At 62.3% G+C, this 18,569-nt stretch carries 14 protein-coding genes; 10 read left to right on the forward strand and 4 right to left on the reverse strand.

The window, feature by feature from the left end; all coding sequences use genetic code 11:
* Nucleotides 1–75: 75 nt before the first annotated feature.
* Nucleotides 76–1,224 (reverse strand): hypothetical protein, encoded by a 1,149-nt coding sequence (locus tag ACVWVY_RS16190; RefSeq protein WP_456627298.1) that lies wholly within the window; start codon nucleotides 1,222–1,224, stop codon nucleotides 76–78.
* A 2-nt stretch (nucleotides 1,225–1,226) separates the two neighbouring features.
* The gene (locus ACVWVY_RS16195) at nucleotides 1,227–1,898 is read right to left on the reverse strand and encodes a FecR family protein (protein WP_456627299.1); all 672 of its coding nucleotides are present in this window, start codon (nucleotides 1,896–1,898) and stop codon (nucleotides 1,227–1,229) included.
* A gap of 298 nt (nucleotides 1,899–2,196) precedes the next feature.
* Here ACVWVY_RS16195 and ACVWVY_RS16200 point away from each other — a divergent pair, with 298 nt between their 5' ends.
* The 3 genes from ACVWVY_RS16200 (at nucleotide 2,197) to ACVWVY_RS16210 (ending at nucleotide 5,210) form a co-directional block, all read left to right on the forward strand.
* Nucleotides 2,197–3,456 (forward strand): phospholipid carrier-dependent glycosyltransferase, encoded by a 1,260-nt coding sequence (locus tag ACVWVY_RS16200; protein WP_456627300.1) that lies wholly within the window; start codon nucleotides 2,197–2,199, stop codon nucleotides 3,454–3,456.
* A 123-nt stretch (nucleotides 3,457–3,579) separates the two neighbouring features.
* A complete protein-coding gene (locus tag ACVWVY_RS16205) occupies nucleotides 3,580–4,428 on the forward strand; it encodes a histidine kinase dimerization/phospho-acceptor domain-containing protein (RefSeq protein WP_456627301.1) in 849 nt (282 codons plus the stop codon).
* On the forward strand, nucleotides 4,353–5,210 hold the full coding sequence (locus ACVWVY_RS16210) for an ATP-binding protein (protein WP_456627302.1): 858 nt from the start codon (nucleotides 4,353–4,355) through the stop codon (nucleotides 5,208–5,210). Before ACVWVY_RS16205 ends, ACVWVY_RS16210 begins: the two co-directional genes overlap by 76 nt.
* A gap of 114 nt (nucleotides 5,211–5,324) precedes the next feature.
* On the opposite strand, the gene ACVWVY_RS16215 is transcribed toward ACVWVY_RS16210, so the two are convergent.
* Nucleotides 5,325–5,957 carry an OmpA family protein gene (locus ACVWVY_RS16215; RefSeq protein ID WP_456627303.1) on the reverse strand — a complete coding sequence of 211 codons (633 nt, stop codon included), beginning with the start codon at nucleotides 5,955–5,957 and terminating at the stop codon, nucleotides 5,325–5,327.
* 771 nt (nucleotides 5,958–6,728) lie between these two features.
* Here ACVWVY_RS16215 and ACVWVY_RS16220 point away from each other — a divergent pair.
* The gene (locus ACVWVY_RS16220; RefSeq protein WP_456627304.1) at nucleotides 6,729–6,977 is read left to right on the forward strand and encodes a hypothetical protein; all 249 of its coding nucleotides are present in this window, start codon (nucleotides 6,729–6,731) and stop codon (nucleotides 6,975–6,977) included.
* A 61-nt stretch (nucleotides 6,978–7,038) separates the two neighbouring features.
* Nucleotides 7,039–8,223, forward strand: coding sequence for a winged helix-turn-helix domain-containing protein (locus tag ACVWVY_RS16225; RefSeq protein ID WP_456627305.1), 1,185 nt, complete (start codon nucleotides 7,039–7,041; stop codon nucleotides 8,221–8,223).
* 70 nt (nucleotides 8,224–8,293) lie between these two features.
* Here the strand turns inward: ACVWVY_RS16225 and ACVWVY_RS16230 are convergent, their stop codons facing one another.
* Nucleotides 8,294–9,358: a CobW family GTP-binding protein gene (locus tag ACVWVY_RS16230; protein ID WP_456627306.1), complete on the reverse strand. Its 1,065-nt coding sequence runs from the start codon at nucleotides 9,356–9,358 to the stop codon at nucleotides 8,294–8,296.
* A gap of 117 nt (nucleotides 9,359–9,475) precedes the next feature.
* Between ACVWVY_RS16230 and ACVWVY_RS16235 the strand changes: the two genes are divergently transcribed.
* From ACVWVY_RS16235 to ACVWVY_RS16255, 5 genes are all read left to right on the forward strand, one after another.
* Complete coding sequence (locus ACVWVY_RS16235) at nucleotides 9,476–10,573, forward strand: cyclase family protein (RefSeq protein ID WP_456627307.1); 1,098 nt, start codon at nucleotides 9,476–9,478, stop codon at nucleotides 10,571–10,573.
* A gap of 132 nt (nucleotides 10,574–10,705) precedes the next feature.
* Nucleotides 10,706–12,499, forward strand: coding sequence for an adenylate/guanylate cyclase domain-containing protein (locus tag ACVWVY_RS16240; protein ID WP_456627308.1), 1,794 nt, complete (start codon nucleotides 10,706–10,708; stop codon nucleotides 12,497–12,499).
* Between the two features lie 167 nt (nucleotides 12,500–12,666).
* The gene (locus ACVWVY_RS16245; RefSeq protein WP_456627309.1) at nucleotides 12,667–13,977 is read left to right on the forward strand and encodes an MFS transporter; all 1,311 of its coding nucleotides are present in this window, start codon (nucleotides 12,667–12,669) and stop codon (nucleotides 13,975–13,977) included.
* Between the two features lie 206 nt (nucleotides 13,978–14,183).
* Complete coding sequence (locus ACVWVY_RS16250) at nucleotides 14,184–15,290, forward strand: efflux RND transporter periplasmic adaptor subunit (protein ID WP_456627310.1); 1,107 nt, start codon at nucleotides 14,184–14,186, stop codon at nucleotides 15,288–15,290.
* A 126-nt stretch (nucleotides 15,291–15,416) separates the two neighbouring features.
* Nucleotides 15,417–18,557, forward strand: a complete 3,141-nt coding sequence (locus ACVWVY_RS16255; RefSeq protein WP_456627311.1) for an efflux RND transporter permease subunit — start codon at nucleotides 15,417–15,419, stop codon at nucleotides 18,555–18,557.
* The last annotated feature ends 12 nt before the right edge of the window (nucleotides 18,558–18,569 follow it).

Below are 18,569 nucleotides of genomic sequence, written 5' to 3' on the forward strand. Positions count from 1 at the left end.
CCCACCATTCACGATAACGGTGCCGAGAGAGGGTGGGCACGGCGCTCGCGCGCCTTTGCCCACCCTACAAATATTCTAATACGCGATCCGCAAACCCATCCCGCCGTGAAGCGTGTTGCCGACCGGCTGCGGGCCGGCGGTGCCGTTGAGGAAGAGGTCGGCGACCCAGCCCTTGGTGATGCGGAAGCCGAGCCGGCCGCCATACTCGAACCAACCCTGGTTGCCGATCGTGGGCACGATGGTGCCGTCGCCGGTCACGCTGGCGACGATGCCGGATTGCGTCCCGAAGGATTGCACCCATCCGCCGTTGATATTGGCTTCGACACTCGAGCCGAACAGATGCGTCCACTGTCCGCCGACCTTGACCAGGGTGGTGCGGTCGGTGCCCGTGGCGATCGAAGCGTCGAACGGATTGAAGGCGACGGTGGGGTCCATGTAGCCCTTCACCCGCTGCCAGAGCTGCCAGACCTCGACGGAGGCCGCCACCTCATCGCGCGGCGATAGCCGGCTCATCCAGCCCGCACGGCCATAGACGGCGTAATTCTCGGCTGTGGTCGAACTTTCGAGCGATACCGCGCCGAGGCTCGTCGTGTAGCTGCGCGCGTAGCGCACCTTCTGGAATGGCGACAGGATGGTGCCGATATCGAAGAATGGCCGCGACGATCCCCAGTCGACAAAGTCATAACGCAGCGCGAACGCGCCGATCGGCGAACTGGTGACGCGGTAGCCGCCTTCACTGTACTGGGCATAGGCAATGCCGGCGAGCAGCGACAGATTGGGCGTCAGGTTCTTGCGGCCGTGAATGCCGGCCGAGAACGAACCCGCCGAGCCGAACGCGCTGACGCAATCGTTGCAATTGACCTGCTCATTGATCCCCAGCAGCACGTTGCCGAGCACGCGGTTGGTGATCATCTGGTTGAAGCGCTGTCCCCCCAGGTCGTTGATCGATCCGGCGTTCGAACCGGGGCTAGCCACCGCCGGCGCGTTGGTGGCCGGTGCGTTGGTCCCTGGGGTCGATGTGGGGCTTGGCGTCGGAGACGGCGAAGCCGACGGCGTTGGCGAGGGCGATGGGCTCGGCGTTGGCGTTGGCGGATTGCACTCAACACAATCATCCACCGATGTCGGCGAGGGCGACTGCGCCCAGGCCGACGAGGGCAGGAGCGAAAGCGTGGCCATGGCCGCCAGCACGGCCGACAAAGTGAGGCTGCGTACGTGTCTTGCCATGGTCAGCGCCCGCACAGCATGCCGGTGGGATCACTGCCGTCGTCGACGATGACGGGGGCTGCATCCGCATATTGCGTCTTGCTGCAAAGGCCCGCTGTGCCGCCGCAGGTTGCGGCAAACGTCCAGGGTGGATTGTTGGTCTTCTTGATCGTCGACCTGCCGCCGCCGCCCGAGGTGATGATGGCGGTGTCGCCGGGCCGGGTGAGCTGGATGCATTCAAACGTGACCGTGCAGACCGGGGCCGCGCCGTCCTGCAGGTTGACGATGGTCTGGCCGCGCTGCGACAGGATATCGAGCGTGGTGCCGCGCACGCCGATGGTCGCCAGCGGCGTCGTGATTTTGTAGGCGGCCTTGTCCGAATGGCCGGTGACAAAACGAAACGCGCCCGAGGTCATGCGCACCGCGACTTCGCGATAGTGATGCTCGTCGTCGAAAACGGTGCGGTCGAGCTTGAGCGTGGCGTTGGGTCCGAGCGACAGGTTGGTGCTGTCCGCCATCACCAGCCGCGTTGCGCTGTCGATCCCGGTGCGCACGGTTTCGTCACGCACCAGTCCATCGCCGACCTTGATCTGGATGGTCGAAGGTCCGGCAACGCGGAGTACTTCATTCTTGACGACAGCGGCTTCGCCGACGCGCGTTTGCGCGTGCGCGGAAGAAGCGGTCAACGCCGTCATCAGGCCAATGGCAGATAGCAAACGAAAGCAGTTATTGAAATTCATTTCAAAGCCGATCGATTTATCCCGACATCGTACCGGATCGCGCGCGTGTGCGATGTGGCAGAATTATCACTCGCGTGGTCTTCTCGACCGTCGGTTAGTGATTGCGGAATCGAAATGCGTTCAATGCGATGGACATAAAAATCCGGAGCCATCACACTCAATTTTGCCGCAATGTCATACAGTCCCCTGATTCTGTGCCAGATTGTCCGTGAAGCCAGCAGCCTCATCACATTCAGTTTCGTCAAATTCGATGATGCGCACGGGCATCGTCGCGGCAGTGCTGTTTGTTCTCGCGCATTTCGCGATGCTGATCGGCGTCACCACGCCGGAGAAATTCTATTTCGACGAAGTGCATTACGTGCCGGCGGCGCGGCAGATGCTCGAGCCGGTAATGCGAGAGCCGATGCTCAACCCGATGCATCCGCCGCTCGCAAAGCAGTTCATCGCGTTGTCGATCCATTGGTTCGGCGACGGGCCGCTGGGCTGGCGCTATCCGGGCGTACTGTTTGGATCGCTCGCGATCGTCGCGGTGTATCTGTGCGGCCTGGCGTTGTTCGCAGCGCAAGGGCCGGCCATTGCAGCGAGCCTGCTCGCCTTTTTCAACCAGATGCTGTTCGTGCAATCGCGGATCGCGATGCTGGATATTTTCGCGCTCTCCTTCAGCCTGTTCGCGATCGCGGCGTTCATGCATGGCTTCCGAAGAGAGCGGCCGCACCTGTGGTTCGCGCTCGCCGGGACCGGCTTCGGCCTGTCGATCGGCTGCAAATGGAGCGGGCTGTTCGTGCTCGCGGTCTGCATCGTCGTCGTCGCAGTGATTCGCCTGATGCAAAGCTGGCGCACGCAATTCGCCGACGCGCGGCCGGAAGATTGGTACAGACCCGATCTCTGGCCCGATTTCAGGTGGTGGCATTTCGCCATCTGCTTCGTGCTCATTCCAGCGGCGGTCTATCTCGCGACGTTCATTCCGCTCTATGGTTTTTCGTTCCCGGATATTCTGCAGGCGCAACGGCGGATCTTTAGCGATAACACCACGACCGCGATCGCCGGCCACACTTATATGAGTTCGTGGCCATCCTGGCCGTTCCTGTTGCGCCCGGTCTGGTATCTCTTCGACAAGATCGGCGACGACCGGATCGCCGCCGTCGTCTTTCTCGGCAACCCACTGATCCTGTGGCCGGCGCTGATTGCGGTCGCGATCTGCCTGCGCGACTGGATCGTGACGCGGCGGGTCGATGCCTTCCTGGTCCTGGCGTTCTATTTCGGACCCTACCTCGCATGGGCGTTGCTGCCGCGAACGCTCGGGTTCATTTACTACTACCTTCCGGCTGCGACCACGGCGAGCCTTGCGCTGGTCTATGCCTTGAAACGCGGCAGCATGCCCCGCTGGTTGCTGTGGGCTTTTGTTGCGGTCGGTTTTGCCGGCTTTGCCGCAATGTTGCCGATTTCGGCCGCGTTCATCGGCACTTCGATGGCGACATTCGGCCGCCTGATGATCTTCCAGAATTGGATTTGAGCGGCCACTGCGCCGCCGTCCGACGAGCAGGCGAATGACGGGTCCACTTGTACGGGTTGTAGGCTGGCCGTAGATTCATCGCTGTATGAATCGCTCGAATCCCCGTCTTAAGGAACGAACGGCATGTGGGCCTACTTCGAACGTCTGCTCGATTCATCGATGTTCGCACCGCACGGAATATGCCTGCTGTGGGAACCGCAACTGATCTGGCTGCACGTTGCCTCGGATGTCGTGATTGCCTCAGCCTATTTCTCGATTCCCGTGGCGCTGTCGATCTTCGTCTCGAAGCGCCGCGATGTCGATTTCGGATGGGTGTTCTGGGCGTTCGCGCTCTTCATCATGGCGTGCGGCGTCGGCCACGTGATGTCGATCATCACGCTTTGGTATCCGGTCTATGGCATCGAAGGCATTGTCAAGGCGATGACGGCGGCGGCGTCGATCGTGACGGCGGCGATGCTGTGGCCGCTGTTGCCGAAGGTGCTTGCGCTGCCCTCACCATCGCAGCTTCGCGCCGCCGAAGTCGCCCTGGCGCAGGAAGGCATGTACCGGCGCGAAGCCGAAGACATGCTTCGGCAGTCGCAGAAGATCGAAGCGATCGGACAATTGACCGGCGGCGTGGCGCACGATTTCAACAATCTGCTCACGATCATCAGCGGCAATCTCGAGATTGCCGATCGCTGTTTGCAATCGTGGAGCGACGCCACGCGCGAGCGGTTGACGCGGGTGATCGCCAACGCCGCGAACGGCGCGCAGCGCGCGGCGACGTTGACGCAGCGCCTGCTGGCGTTTGCGCGGAGGCAGCCGCTCGATCCCAAACTGACCGGCGTCGGTCAATTGATCGCCGGCATGTCGGATTTCTTCAGGCGTACGCTGGCGAGAATGTCGAGCTCGAGGTCGTGGAGGGCGCCGGCCTATGGCAGATCGAGGTCGACCCCAGCCAGCTGGAAGCGGCGATTCTCAATCTTGTCGTGAACGCCAAGGACGCCATGAATGCCAGGAACGGCAAAATTTCGGGCGCAATGGCCAGCAGCGGCAGATTGACGATCGAGACCAGCAACGTTTCCGTCGACGAGGGCTATCGGCAACAGAACGCAGGCGTGCCGGCAGGGCAATATGTATTGATCGCGGTGAGCGATACCGGTTCCGGAATGCCGCGGGAAGTCCAGGAGAAGGCGTTCGATCCGTTCTTCACCACCAAGCAACCGGGGCAGGGCACCGGCCTCGGATTGAGCCAGGTCTACGGCTTCGTCAAGCAATCCGGCGGCGAGATCAAGATTTACAGCGAGGTCGGGCACGGAACGACGATCAGGATCTACCTGCCGCGCGCCGCGGCCGCACCCGAGACCGTCGGACAGAGCGATGCGCCCGTGGTCGGCAGTTCGGGAAGCGAGACCGTCCTGGTGGTCGAGGACGAATGCGATGTGAGGTCGTATCTGGTCGAGACATTAAAGGATCTGAACTACCGGGTTCGCGAGGCGGCGAACGGCGGGGCCGCGCTGGCGCTGTTCGACGCCAATCCGTTCCGGATCGATCTGCTGTTGACCGACATCGTGATGCCCGGCCTGAACGGCCGCGAACTGGCTGATCAGCTGCATCATCGCCAGTCCGGTCTGAGGGTCCTGTTCATGACCGGCTATTCGCGGGATGCGATCGTGCATCAGGGCCGGCTGGATGCCGGGGTGTCACTGCTTCAGAAGCCCGTCACCCAGGCTTTGCTGGCGGCAAAGATCAGGGAAATTCTCGACAAGGCGTAGATTGCAACGGTTCGGCGGGCCGTCATCTCGCTTCGTGGCCGCGACGAATCAAAATCCGCCTGCCGCTAGCGGCAGGCGGATTGACGTTCAAGACTTCACTTCGACTTCAAGACCTCACTTCGACGCAGTCTTGCTATCCATGTTGACGACCTGAACGCGGCGGTTGGCCGGGTCCATCGGCGCATTCGCATCCTTCGGCTTGGTCTTGCCGTAGCCGACGGTCACGAGATTGGAACCGGTGATGCCGTACTTCTCGGTCAGGTACTTCTTGATGGTGTCGGCGCGGCGCTCGGAAAGATCCTGGTTATACGCCTCGCCGCCGATCGCATCTGTATGACCGGCAACCACGAAGGTCGAACCCTTCAGGCTCGCATCGGAGAGCGCCTTGCCGAGTTCCTGCACGGCGGTCACCGAGCCCTTGCTGATATCGGCCGAGTTGTAGTCGAACTGGATCTCGAGATCGATCTTCGGCTTGCTCGCGGCAAGTTCCGCAATTTCCTGGCGCTCGCCGATCGACAGCGACCGCGTCTTGCGGTTGCGCAGCGTGTTGACGAAGCCGAGTTCCTTGGCCTGTACGGCGGCGTCCACCGGCTGCTGCGGTCCATTCGAAAGGCCACGGGTCGCGCCCGGCTTCGGTTTCAGGGCGTCCACGATTTTGGCGGCCGAGACGGTGTCGCCGGCGACAGCCAGGCCCGCCGTCATCGACAGCGCGGCGCTGATAGTCATGATCGAAAGAAAGCGGGTCATTGTCTTAATCCTCACTGTTAAACGCCTGCAAAAGTGGCGTGCATGACGTTTTGATGCTGCGACGATAAGACGGGTTCAAAGTTGGCAATGTGATTCAAATCACACTGGTAAACGCCGGCATTCCGCGAAAGGGTGGCCCTGAACCGGCATTGCAGGGGTGTTTGGGGCCGGCACGGCGTCATTTCGCGTGTCGTAGCGTCTTCGATGGATTGATTCTCCAACCTTGCTTGGGTGATCTGAATCACCTTTCGATCGGCGGCGGGGATCGATGATCGACTTTCTCGGAAGACGCTACCCGGGCGGGAACCGTTTCGGCCTCGACCGCTAGCCCCGCCGCGACATGCGGCGTCGGCTGACCGGCCTCGACTTCAAGCTTTCACCAAGTTCGATGGAGGCTGCTCGCGCGGTGCGGCGATGCGATGAGAAGCGCAGCGATCCCGACGATCTTGTGTCCCGCAGAACAACGCATTGCAGTGACAGGACGGTGCGAGCACGGTGGCATCCGGAGTCTTACGGGCTACGTGACCGCTGCATAACTTTCCCGCGGCTCGCTTCAGAAAAGAAAAAAAGCGTACTGTCGCGCCAGCGCCGATCTGTGAACAACAATTTGGCCAGATGCGCGCCTAGCAAATCGACTCACAAAAAAATCTGAAGAAGAATTCGTTCGGGGCAACCAGACGGGCGGGGCGGGTGTTACAGTCAGTCAAGCGTCAGCGTGAGTACCAAGGTTATCGTGCCAGCGCATCGGAGCCTGCTGGTTCCGGAAGTTCAATGCCAACACTGATCGGCGCGGCGATGATCGCCGCTGCAATTTTGCTGTCGACGCTGATCAACGCGCTCGGCAGCCGCTATGTCGGGTTTGAAAGCCCGACAGAGGAGAGCGCGTGGCTGGTCGATCGCCTCACCGGCAACGTCTATAAATGCAGTGCGCCCCAGCCCGGCCGTGCCTCCTGCGAGGCCGAGATCGCAACTGGCAGCGTCGGGGATCGGACGAAGCGGAGAGGTGAGCCCGGTCCGTAGGGCCGGATACCCTCGAATCCGGGACTTCTCCCGCGGGCGAATCCGATTACATTGCGACGCGATGCCCCGCGCGACTGCACCCTTTCCCCTGACCAAAGCCGAGGCCCGGCGAATCTGGTTGCAAGCCCAGCGGCTTGAGACGCAGGAACCTTTTGGAAGTGGGCCGCAGGCGGTTGCCGCCGCGGTGGACCATCTCGGCTATGTGCAGATCGACACCATCCACGTCATCGAGCGCTGCCATCACCACATTCTCTATAGCCGGATCCCGGCCTATGCCCGCGCCGACCTGCGCCAGGCCCAGAGCGCCGACAAAAGCGTGTTCGAATACTGGACGCATGCGCTGTCCTATGTGCCCGCGAAGGATTTTCGGTTCTTCGTCGCGGCAATGCGGGAGCACCGGCGTGAGGGCCACCGATGGTTCGCTTCCGTCAAGCCGGAGGACACAAGGAAGGTGATGCGGCTGTTGCGGCGCGACGGCGCGCTGACCATCCGCGACATCGAGGACGACGTTCTGACCGAGAAGGAACATCTCTGGCAGAGCCGCAAACCCTCGAAACGGGCCCTTCAGCTTGCCTTCTACACCGGCGAGGTGACGATCTCCGAACGCACCGGCATGCTCAAGACCTACGAGCTGATGACGCGGCATTTCGGCTGGGACAAGCCGCCGAAGCCGGCAAATTCGGCGGAAACCACCGCCTACCTGCTCGACCGCGCGTTACGTTCGCAAGGCGTCGTCAGCCTGGATTCCATCTGCCATCTCGACGCGCCGAGCAAAGGGGCTGTGCGGCGCCTGATCGAGCCGCGGGTGCGGCGCGGGGAATTGGCGCCGGTTGCGCTTGATGGCGCCGGCAAGCAGGAGCATTGGGCCCAGCCCGAGGTGCTGGAGCTGAATGGATCTGCGCGGGCGGGCGAGGACGACGCCGGTTTGGTGCACATTCTCTCGCCGTTCGATCCGCTTGTCATCCAGCGCAAGCGCACCGAATTGTTCTTCGACTACGGCCACCGCTTCGAGGCCTATCTGCCAAAGGAGAAGCGCCTGTTCGGCTATTTCGCGCTGCCGGTTCTGGTCGGCAACGACATCGTTGCCGCCATCGATCTGAAGACCGACCGCCAGAACAAGAAGCTCCTGATGCAGAAGTGGAGCTGGGTCGGAAAGGGCGCGGGCCGCGGCGCCCAGCGCAAGGACTACAAGCGCCGCATCGAGGAAGCGCTGGACCGGTTCGAGCGGTTTCAATTGGCGGAGTAGGGCGTCCGTTCGGGAACCGGGCGCCCTATCGACTGCGTCGGTCGCATCGCAAAGAACCGCTGCAACCGTCTCAGGCTGCCGCGCGGCCTGCCTGCCATAGCGCGAGCACCTCTTGGCGCGCGATGCCGCGGGTAATGAACACGATGCGCGAGCGGCGGTCGGCGTCGGGCCATTCGGAGAGCGCCACCGGCGGATGGAAGACATGGTGGACGCCGTGGATCACTACCGGCGTCTGCTCCCCGCGCAGATTGAGAATGCCTTTGACCCGCAGCAGGTCCTCGCCGCGCATGCTGCGAAGATAGGCGAGCGAGTGCGAAACGGCCATCCAGTCGAGCGGCTCGTCGAACGCGAGCACGAAGCTGGTGATCGATGTTTCGTGGCTGTGATGGGCGTGATGGCCATGATTGGTGTGGTCGTGGTGCTCGTGCGCCGGCTCGCCCGATCCTGCGAACGCCTGCTCGTTGAGCCAGCGCCCAACGTCGACCGCTTTTTTCTCGGGATCAACCAGGCCGGCACCGAATAGTCCCGCCGGATCGATCTCGCCGTGCATCACGCTTTCGATCCGGGCGCCGGGGTTGAGCCGACGGAGACGCGATTCCAATACGGCAATGTTGCTGACCAAATCACATTTGGTGATCAACAGCCGATCGGCAAGCGCCACTTGCTTCACCGCTTCATATTGGTGGTCGAGCTGATGAACTGCATTGGCGGCATCCACCGTCGTCACGACGGTATCGAGCCGCAGGAAATGCGAGACCAATGGATTGTTCAGCAGGAGCTGCACGATCGGGGCAGGGTCTGCCAGACCCGTGGTCTCGACGAGAATGCGGCGAAATGGCGGCACCTCGCCACGATCGCGTCTCACCAGAAGTGTGCGCAGCGTCTCCTCGAGGTCGCTGCGGATTGTACAGCAAATACAACCGCTCGCGAGCACGGCCACCTCGCCATCGACGCGCTCGACGAGGAGATGGTCGAGACTGACTTCGCCGTATTCATTGATAATGACGGCGCTGTCCCTCATGGCGTCGTGGCGCAGCACGCGATTGAGCAGCGTGGTCTTGCCGCTGCCGAGAAAGCCGGTGATCAACGATACCGGCAGCCGCTGGGCTGACTTGTCGTTCTCGAAGAGGCTCATCGGCGCCCTCACTTCAATCGTCTTATTTTTGTCGCTGGACAGCAGCCTAGCGGAGGAGGAGCATGTCGAAAATAATTTTTTAAGCCCAGCTTTATGGGCGCAACCTGGGAGGGAACGATGGACGACGAAGTCAGGGGCGAAGAGCAGAAAGGCGGGACGGTGGAAACCGATCGCCGGACGTTACTCCGCACAGCCGGCCTGGCCGGTGCTGCGGGGGCGGCGCTCGCGGGCGCGATGCATGGCAAGTTCGCACTCGCGCCGGTCACCGCAGCGCAGGCGCAGACGGCTACCTCGATGCCCAAGGGAGTCGACAAGCCATGGTGGCCCTCAAAATGGGGCAAGGACGACGAGTCCGGCGCATCCAACCACATCACGCCGGCGAAGGTTCTCGATGCGGCGAAATGGATCAAGGACGGCAAGATCTACAAGATCGGCCGCACCTATGAGGCCGCCATGCCGCTGTTCGGCGCGCGCGTGTTCGCGCTGCGCATTCCCGGCAGTCCGACCGGCGGCCCGTTCGGCGACAACAAGCTCGTGTATCACGACGAGTTTCTCGCCACCGAGATCGCCCAGACCGGCACGCAGTTCGACGGCCTCGGTCATATCGGCATCCAGATGGGCAAGGACGGCGACAAGAGCGAGATGCGTTTCTATAACGGCTTCACCGCCGCAGAGATCAGCGACGCATACGGTCTGAAGAAACTCGGCGCTGAGAAGCTGAAGCCGCTCTTCACCCGCGCCCATCTGATCGACATGGTCGCGCTCAAGGGCGGGATGATGGATGCCGGCCAGGAGATCACCTCGGCCGATATCAAGGCGGCGCTGCAGAAGCAGAATATTCCCGAGAGCGACATCAAGCCGGGCGATGCGATCATGTTCCATACCGGCTGGGGCTCGCTGTGGATGAAGAACAACGACCGCTTCAACAGCGGTGAGCCGGGCATCGGTCTCGACGCCGCCAAATGGGTAATCGAAAAGGACCTCGCGCTGACCGCGGCGGACACCTGGGCGGTCGAAGTGGTGCCCAATCCCGACAAGTCGCTCGCTTTTGCGGTCCATGCCGAGCTGCAGACCAAGCACGGGATACACAACCACGAGAACCTGATCTTCGACGAACTCATCGCCGACAAGAAATACCAGTTCGTCTATTGCTTCACGCCGGCTCCGATCAAGGGCGCCACGGGAAGCAACGGCTGCCCGATCGCGATCACGTGACCAGGGCGCTTTGGCGTGGGCGGGCGGACCGCCCACGCCGGTAACTCCGGGCTTCGGTGTCGAAGCGGCCGCATCGGACATCGGCATTTTTTCTGCTAAACTGGCATCCGATTTCCCGGGCCGAGGTGCGTCTTGAGCGACAAGCGCGTGGAACGGCGACTGGCGGCGGTGCTGGCGGCGGATGTCGCGGGATACAGTCGGCTGATGGAGGCCGACGAAGAAGGAACGCTGGCTCGGCTAAAGGCTGTCAGGAAGGCCATCGTTGACCCCGCCATAGCCTCTCATCGAGGCCACATCGTCAAGACGACCGGTGATGGCATGCTGATCGAGTTTGCCAGCGCCGTCGATGCGGTGCGCGGTGCCGTTGAAACCCAGCGCAGCATGGCCGAGCAAAAAGCAGCCGTGCCGCCGGATCAAAGAATCGAATTCCGCATCGGCATACATGTCGGTGATGTCATTTTCGATGACAACGACATCTTCGGTGATGGCGTCAACATTGCCGCCCGCCTTGAGGGCATTGCCGAACCGGGCGGCGTCTGCATGTCCGACGATGCCTATCGGCAGGTCCGGGGCAAGGTCGAGATTGCCTGTGATGATATGGGACTGCAGCCCCTCAAGAATATTGCCGAGCCAATGCGGGCGTGGCGAATTCGGCTGAGTGGACAAAACCCCGGCGCAGCAAGATCAGGTTTGGCTGCGAGCCAGCCTCGGGCACTCGCGCTCCCCGACAAGCCGTCCATCGCTGTCCTGCCGTTCGAAAATATGTCCGGCGATCCCGAACAGGAGTATTTCGCCGATGGAATTGTCGAAGACATAATCACCGCCCTCTCTCGGTTCAAAGCGTTGTTTGTCATCGCCAGGAACTCGAGCTTCACCTACAAGGGCCATGCCGTTGACGTAAAGCAGGTGGGGCGCGAGCTCGGGGTGCGCTATGTGTTGGAAGGTAGCGTCCGCAAGGCGGCGAACCGCGTGCGCATCACCGGACAGCTGATCGATACCACTAGCGGCGGCCATCTTTGGGCGAACCGGTTTGATGGGGGAGTTGGCGACATCTTCGACCTGCAGGATCAGGTAGCCGAGAGCATCGTCGGGGCAATCGCGCCGGCGGTTGAGAAAGCGGAGATCGAGCGCGCCAAACGCAAGCCGACCGAGAGTCTCGACGCCTATGATCACTACTTGCGCGGCTTGGCGAGCTCGTATCAACGCACCAATCGGCAGTCGAACGAAGAGGCGCTACGGCTTTTCAACAGGGCGATCAAGCTCGACCCGGGTTTTGCGTCGGCTTATGCGCGTGCCGCCATATGCTACTCCTGGGCCAAGACCAATGGCTGGACCTCAATCACAGCCAGCGAGATTGCGAAAGTCAGGGAGTTCGCCCGAAGAGCAGTTCAACTGGGAAACGATGACGTGATCCCGCTCGCCGCCAGCGGATATACATTGGCATTCGTTGCACGCGATCTGGTCGGAGGTGGGGCCTTGATCGATCGCGCGCTTGCGCTCAATTCCAATTTGGCGGAGGCATGGTTTTGGGGAGGCTGGGTGAAGAATTGGCTGGGCGAGCCGGAAGTCGCCATCGAGCGCTTCGCCCGCGCCATTCGTCTCAACCCGCTCGATCCGTCGATTAGCGGGGTACAGGCTGGAACGTCACATGCACATTTCTTCCTTGAGCACTATGACGATGCGGCAGCGTGGGCCGCAATGGCGCTACAGGACAATCCGGACTTTCAACCCGCGATACGCATGGACGCGGCAAGCAACGCACTGGCCGGACGACTGGAGCAAGCCCATGAGGCAATATCGCGGTTGAGACAACTGAATCCCGTGCTCCGTGTGTCCAATCTCAAAGACGTGCTGGGCCCTTATCGACGGGCCGAAGACCTCTCGCGATACGAAGAAGGATTGCGGCAAGCCGGGCTGCCCGAATGACCCGGGCAGCCCAGCCCGCCTGAGACTGGCGGCGCATCGAGGCTTTCCACAACAAGCCCCTCGTCCACGGAATGCCCGCGTTACCCCAGCGCGGGCATCTTGCGTTGCAAGCGGTGACGAGCCCCGCTAATCGTCGCCGGTAACAAGAAACCTGAAGGGAGCAACCCATGAGCCAGCCCGCCACATCCGCCAGAAGCGAAATCGAAACTTCCACCATCCGCACGATCTCCTGGCGGCTGATCCCGTTTCTGGTGCTGGCCTATTTCTTTTCCTACCTCGACCGCGTCAATCTCGGTTTCGCCGCGCTGACCATGAACGCGGATCTGAAGTTCACGCCGCTGATTTTTGCCTGGGGCGCCGGTATCTTCTTCATCGGCTATTTCATCTTCGAGGTGCCGAGCAATCTCGCGCTGGAGAAATTCGGCGCCAGCCGCTGGATCGCCCGCATCATGGTGACCTGGGGCATCATCTCGGCGCTGATGGCGACCGTCAGCGGCGAGATGAGCTTTTACGTGCTGCGCTTCCTGCTCGGCGTGGCAGAAGCCGGCTTCTTCCCCGGAATAATTCTCTATCTGACCTACTGGTATCCGGCGGAATATCGCGCGCGGTTTCTCGCCGCCTTCGCCATCGCGGTTCCGGTTTCCACCGTGATCGGCGCGCCGATTTCCGGCCTGCTGCTCGGGCTGGATGGCATGATGGGCCTGAGAGGCTGGCAGTGGCTGTTTATCCTCGAGGGCATCCCATCGGTGCTGCTCGGTATCGTCACCTGGTTCTATCTGACCGATAGGCCGGAGAAGGCGGACTGGCTCACAAAAGAGCAGAAGGCATGGCTCGCGGCGAAGCTGCAGGCGGAGGTCGCGACCAAGCAGGCCGCACAGCATTTGACGCTTGGGCAGGCACTCTCGTCGCCAAAAGTGATCACGTTGAGCCTGATCTATTTCGGTTTCGTCGGTGCGCTCTATGGCATGCAGTTCTGGCTGCCGCAGATCGTAAAAGCCTTCGGCCTCACCAACGCGCAGACCGGTTTCGTCACGGCGATCCCTTATCTGTTCGGCACCATCGCCATGATCCTGTGGGCGCGCCACTCCGACGCCACCCGCGAGCGGGTCGCCCATGTCGGCGGGCCGCTGTTGCTGGCGGCGGCGGCGCTGGCCGTTTCCAGCTACATCACCGATCCCGCCATCACCATGGCCGTGCTGACGGTTGCCGCCATCGGCATCTTCTGCACCTTTGCGGTGTTCTGGACGCTGCCGACCGCGTGGCTGTCAGGCACGGCCGCGGCCGGCGGGATCGCGCTGATCAATTCGATCGGCAACCTCGCAGGCTTCGGCGGGCCGTATCTGATCGGCTGGGTCAAGGACACGACCGGCTCCACCTCGAACGGGCTGTTGGTGCTGTCGCTGTTGCCCCTCTTGGCCGGGCTGCTCGTCTTCCTCGGCAGGCATGAGACGAAAACGGAATTCGCAGGGGCGAAGTAGCCCGGATGGTGCCATCGGGCGCGCATTCGCAACCCGTTAACTCCCATCCGGAGCTACGCCCCCAGCGTTCGCGGAGACGATAGGCCTGGAGAAAGCAATTACCCCTTAACCCCATTTTCCATCACGAAATGATGACTGCTGACGATTATTGACATTCATCAGTGAACATTACACACTCTTCATCAGATCCTGCGATGGAGAGTCCGATGTTCGCCCGTTCCATTTTCTCTAGCTATTACAGGCTCTTGACGGGAGCGTTGTTGGCCTTTGCGGTGTTCGCGCTGGCTGCCTGCAACGAAAAGGCGGCCGAAACGGCTGCCCCGGGCCGTCCGGTGCTGGTCGCTACCGTCCATTACGCGGCCGAGATCCCCGAGCGCAGCTTTGTCGGCACCATCCGGCCCCGGATCGAGACCGACATGGGCTTCCGGGTTCCCGGCAAGGTCGCCAAGCGCCTGGTCGAGGTTGGCCAGACCGTCAATGTCGGTCAGCCGCTCGCCACTCTCGACGAGGTCGATCTGAAGCTGCAGGCCGAGCAGGCGGAAGCCGAATTCAGTGCCGCCACCGGCGTGCTGGCGCAGGCGGGCGCGTCCGAGCAGCGCGCCAAGGATCTGCGCGCCAAGGGCTGGACCACCGACGCGCAAATGGACCAGAGCCGTGCCGCCGCCGACGAGGCGCGTGCGCGCCTCAATCGTGCGGAGCGTTCGGTCGAACTCACCAAGAACTCGCTCTCTTATGCAACGCTGCTGGCCGACAGCCGCGGCGTCGTCACCGCGACCCTGATCGATCCGGGCCAGGTCGTGGCCTCCGGCCAGACCGCGATCCGCGTCGCGCGCTTTGCTGAAAAGGAAGCCGTGGTCGCGATCCCCGAGACGCTGGTCGGCCGCGCCAAGTCCGGCACAGCCTCCGTGACGTTGTGGTCGGATGCGGAAAAGAAATATACCGCGAAGCTGCGCGAGATCGCGCCGTCGGCCGATCCGGCGACCCGGACCTATCTTGCAAAATTCTCGCTGCCGGAAGCCGACGACAAGGTTTCGCTCGGCATGACCGCGACGCTGACGCTGGCGGATGCCGCTACCGAGCGCGTAGCAAAACTGCCGCTGTCGGCGCTGTTCAGCCAGGGCAGCAATCCCTCGCTCTATACCGTCGATGATGCCGGTGCAGTGAAGCTGCAGCCGGTAATCGTCAAATCCTACGAGAGCAATGCCGTCGTGATCGCAGGCGGCGTCGATGAAGGCGCCAAGGTGGTTGCGCTCGGCGTGCAGAAGATCGATCCGGCCCAGAAGGTCCGGGTGGTCTCGGCGTTGTCGTTCTGAGTTTTCCGCCGTCATTGCGAGCGCAGCGAAGCAATCCATCGTGCTGCAAAGAAAGTATGGATTGCTTCGTCGCTTCGCTCCTCGCAATGACGACCAAGGCAAAGTCTTTCGGATCTGGAGAGTGACATGAAGCGCTTCAATCTCTCGGGCTGGGCAGTGAGCCACCCGACCCTGATCCTGTTCCTGATGATCATGCTGGGCGCGGCCGGCTTCTTCTCCTACCAGCGGCTCGGCCGCGCCGAGGATCCGTTCTTCACGGTGAAGGTGGTCAACGTCTCGGCGATCTGGCCGGGCGCCACCGCACAGGAAATGCAGACCCAGGTCGCCGACCCCATCGAGAAGAAACTGCAGGAGCTGCCGTTCTTCGAGAAGGTGCAGACCTATTCAAAGCCGTCGTTCACGGCGATGCAGGTCACGTTCAAGGATTCGACCCCGCCAAAGGACGTGCCCTATCTGTTTTACCTGCTGCGCAAGAAGCTTGCCGACGTGCAGGGCCAGTTGCCCGCGGGCCTGCTTGGGCCGACCGTCAACGACGAATTCTCCGACGTCGATTCCATTCTCTATATGATGACCGGCGACGGCGCCGACTATGCGCAGTTGAAGAAGACCGCCGAAGGCATGCGCCAGCGGCTGTTGAAGGTCACCGGCGTCACCAAGGTCAATCTCTACGGTTCCCAGGACGAGCGCATCTTCGTCGAGTTCTCGCACGCCAAGCTGGCGACGCTCGGCATCACGCCGCAGGCGCTGTTCGATTCATTGGCCAAGCAGAATAACGTTACGCCTGCCGGTACGGTGGAAACCTCCTCGCAGCGCGTGCCGCTGCGCGTCACCGGCGCGCTCGACGGCGCCAAGGCGGTGGCGGAGAGCCCGGTCGAAAGCAACGGCCGCGTGTTCCGGCTCGGCGATATCGCCACCGTCACCCATGGTTTCGTCGATCCCCCGACCTTCGTCGCTCGCCAGGAAGGCAAGCCCGCGCTTGGCATCGGCGTGGTCACCACCAAGGGCGCCAACATTCTCGAACTCGGCAAGGAGGTCGAGAAGGCGACCAACGATTTCATGAAAGCCGTGCCGCAGGGTATCGAGGTCGAGCAGATCGCCGACCAGCCGAAGGTGGTCGAGCGCGCCGTCGGCGAGTTCGTGCATTCCTTCATCGAGGCCCTGGCGATCGTGCTGTTCGTCTCGTTCGTGGCGCTCGGCTGGCGCACGGGTATCGTGGTCGCGATGTCGGTGCCGCTGGTGCTCGCCATCGTCTTCATCGTCATGAACGCGATGTCGATCGACCTGCACCGCATCACGCTCGGTGCGCTGATCATCGCGCTCGGCCTTCTGGTCGATGACGCCATCATCGCCGTGGAAATGATGGTGGTGAAAATGGAACAGGGCTGGGACCGCGTACGTGCGGCGTCCTTTGCCTGGGAATCAACTGCGTTTCCGATGCTCACGGGGACGCTGGTCACGGCCGCTGGCTTCCTCCCCATCGGCTTTGCCAATTCGGCGGTCGGCGAATATGCCGGCGGCATTTTCTGGATCGTGGCGATTGCGCTGGTCGCCTCCTGGTTTGTCGCGGTGATCTTCACGCCCTATATCGGCGTCAAGCTGCTGCCCAACATCGTCGTGCACCATAATCACGATCCGCACGCGGTCTACGAGACGCGGATCTATCGCATCCTGCGCTCGATGGTGCAGTGGTGCGTCGACCACCGGATCAAGGTGGTGGCGGCGACGGTTGGCGTGTTCGTGCTCTCGATCGTGGGCTTCGGCCATGTGCAGCAGCAGTTCTTCCCGCTGTCGGAGCGGCCTGAACTGTTCCTGCAGTTGCGCCTGCCGGAAGGCACCGCCTTCAACGTCACGGAAAAATCCGTGAAGAAGGCCGAGGCGCTGTTGAAGGACGACAAGGATATCGCCACCTACACCTCCTATGTCGGCCAGGGGTCGCCGCGCTTCTGGCTCGGCCTCAATCCGCAACTGCCGAACGAGGCCTTTGCCGAGATCGTGATCGTCTCCAAGGACGTCGAAGCCCGCGAGCGGATCAAGGCGCGGCTGGAGAAGGCGGTCGCCGCCGGCGATCTGTCCGAAGCGCGCGTGCGCGTCGATCGCTTCAATTTCGGCCCGCCGGTCGGCTTCCCGGTCCAGTTCCGCGTGATCGGCCCCGACGCCAACACCGTGCGTGACATCGCCTACAAGGTGCGCGACGTCATGAGGCAGAATCCCAACGTCGTCGAGCCGCAGCTCGACTGGAACGAGCAGTCGCCTTACCTGAAGCTGGTGGTGGATCAGGATCGCGCCCGCGCGCTCGGCCTGACGCCGCAGGACGTCTCGCAGGCGCTCGCCATGCTGATCTCGGGTGCGCAGGTCACCACCATCCGTGACGGCATCGAGAAGGTCGGCGTGGTCGCGCGTGCGGTCCCGTCCGAACGGCTCGATCTCGGGAGCGTCGGTGACCTCACTGTGACGTCACGCAACGGTGTTGCCGTGCCGCTGCAGCAGATCGCCAAGATCGAGTATTCCCACGAGGAGCCGATCATGTGGCGGCGCAACCGCGATATGGCGATCACGGTGCGCACCGACGTCGTCGATGGCGTGCAGGCGCCCGATGTCACCGGCCAGATCTGGCCCAAGCTGAAGGAAATCCGCGACCATCTCGAGCCGGCCTACCGGATCGAGCCGGGTGGCGCGTTCGAGGAATCCGCCAAGGGCAATGCCTCGATCTTCGTGCTGTTTCCGCTGATGGTCATGGTGATGCTGACGCTGTTGATGATCCAGCTCCACAGCTTCTCGCGGCTGGTCCTGGTCTTCCTGACCGCGCCACTCGGCATCGTCGGCGCCTCGCTCGGCCTCAATGTCGCCAACCAGCCGTTCGGCTTCGTGGCGCTGCTCGGCCTGATCGCGCTGGCCGGCATGATCATGCGCAACGCGGTGATCCTGGTCGATCAGATCGAAGCCGACGTTTCTCAGGGCCTGACGCGCAAGGAAGCCATCGTCGAGGCTACCGTCCGCCGTGCCCGCCCGGTGGTGCTGACCGCGCTGGCGGCGATTCTGGCCATGATTCCGCTGTCACGCTCGGCCTTCTGGGGCCCGATGGCGATCACCATCATGGGCGGATTGTTCGTTGCAACCTTCCTGACGTTGCTGTACCTGCCGGGTCTTTACGCCCTGTGGTTCCGGAAGAGCCTGGAAGAAAGCGGCCAGGCCGAGCAGCCTGATCTTGCGCCGCAACATCAGATCAAGGGCCCGCACGCAATTCCGCTTGCCGACGCGGCAGAATAATTGAACATTGAG

The sequence above is a fragment of the Bradyrhizobium sp. URHC0002 genome, assembly GCF_054059515.1.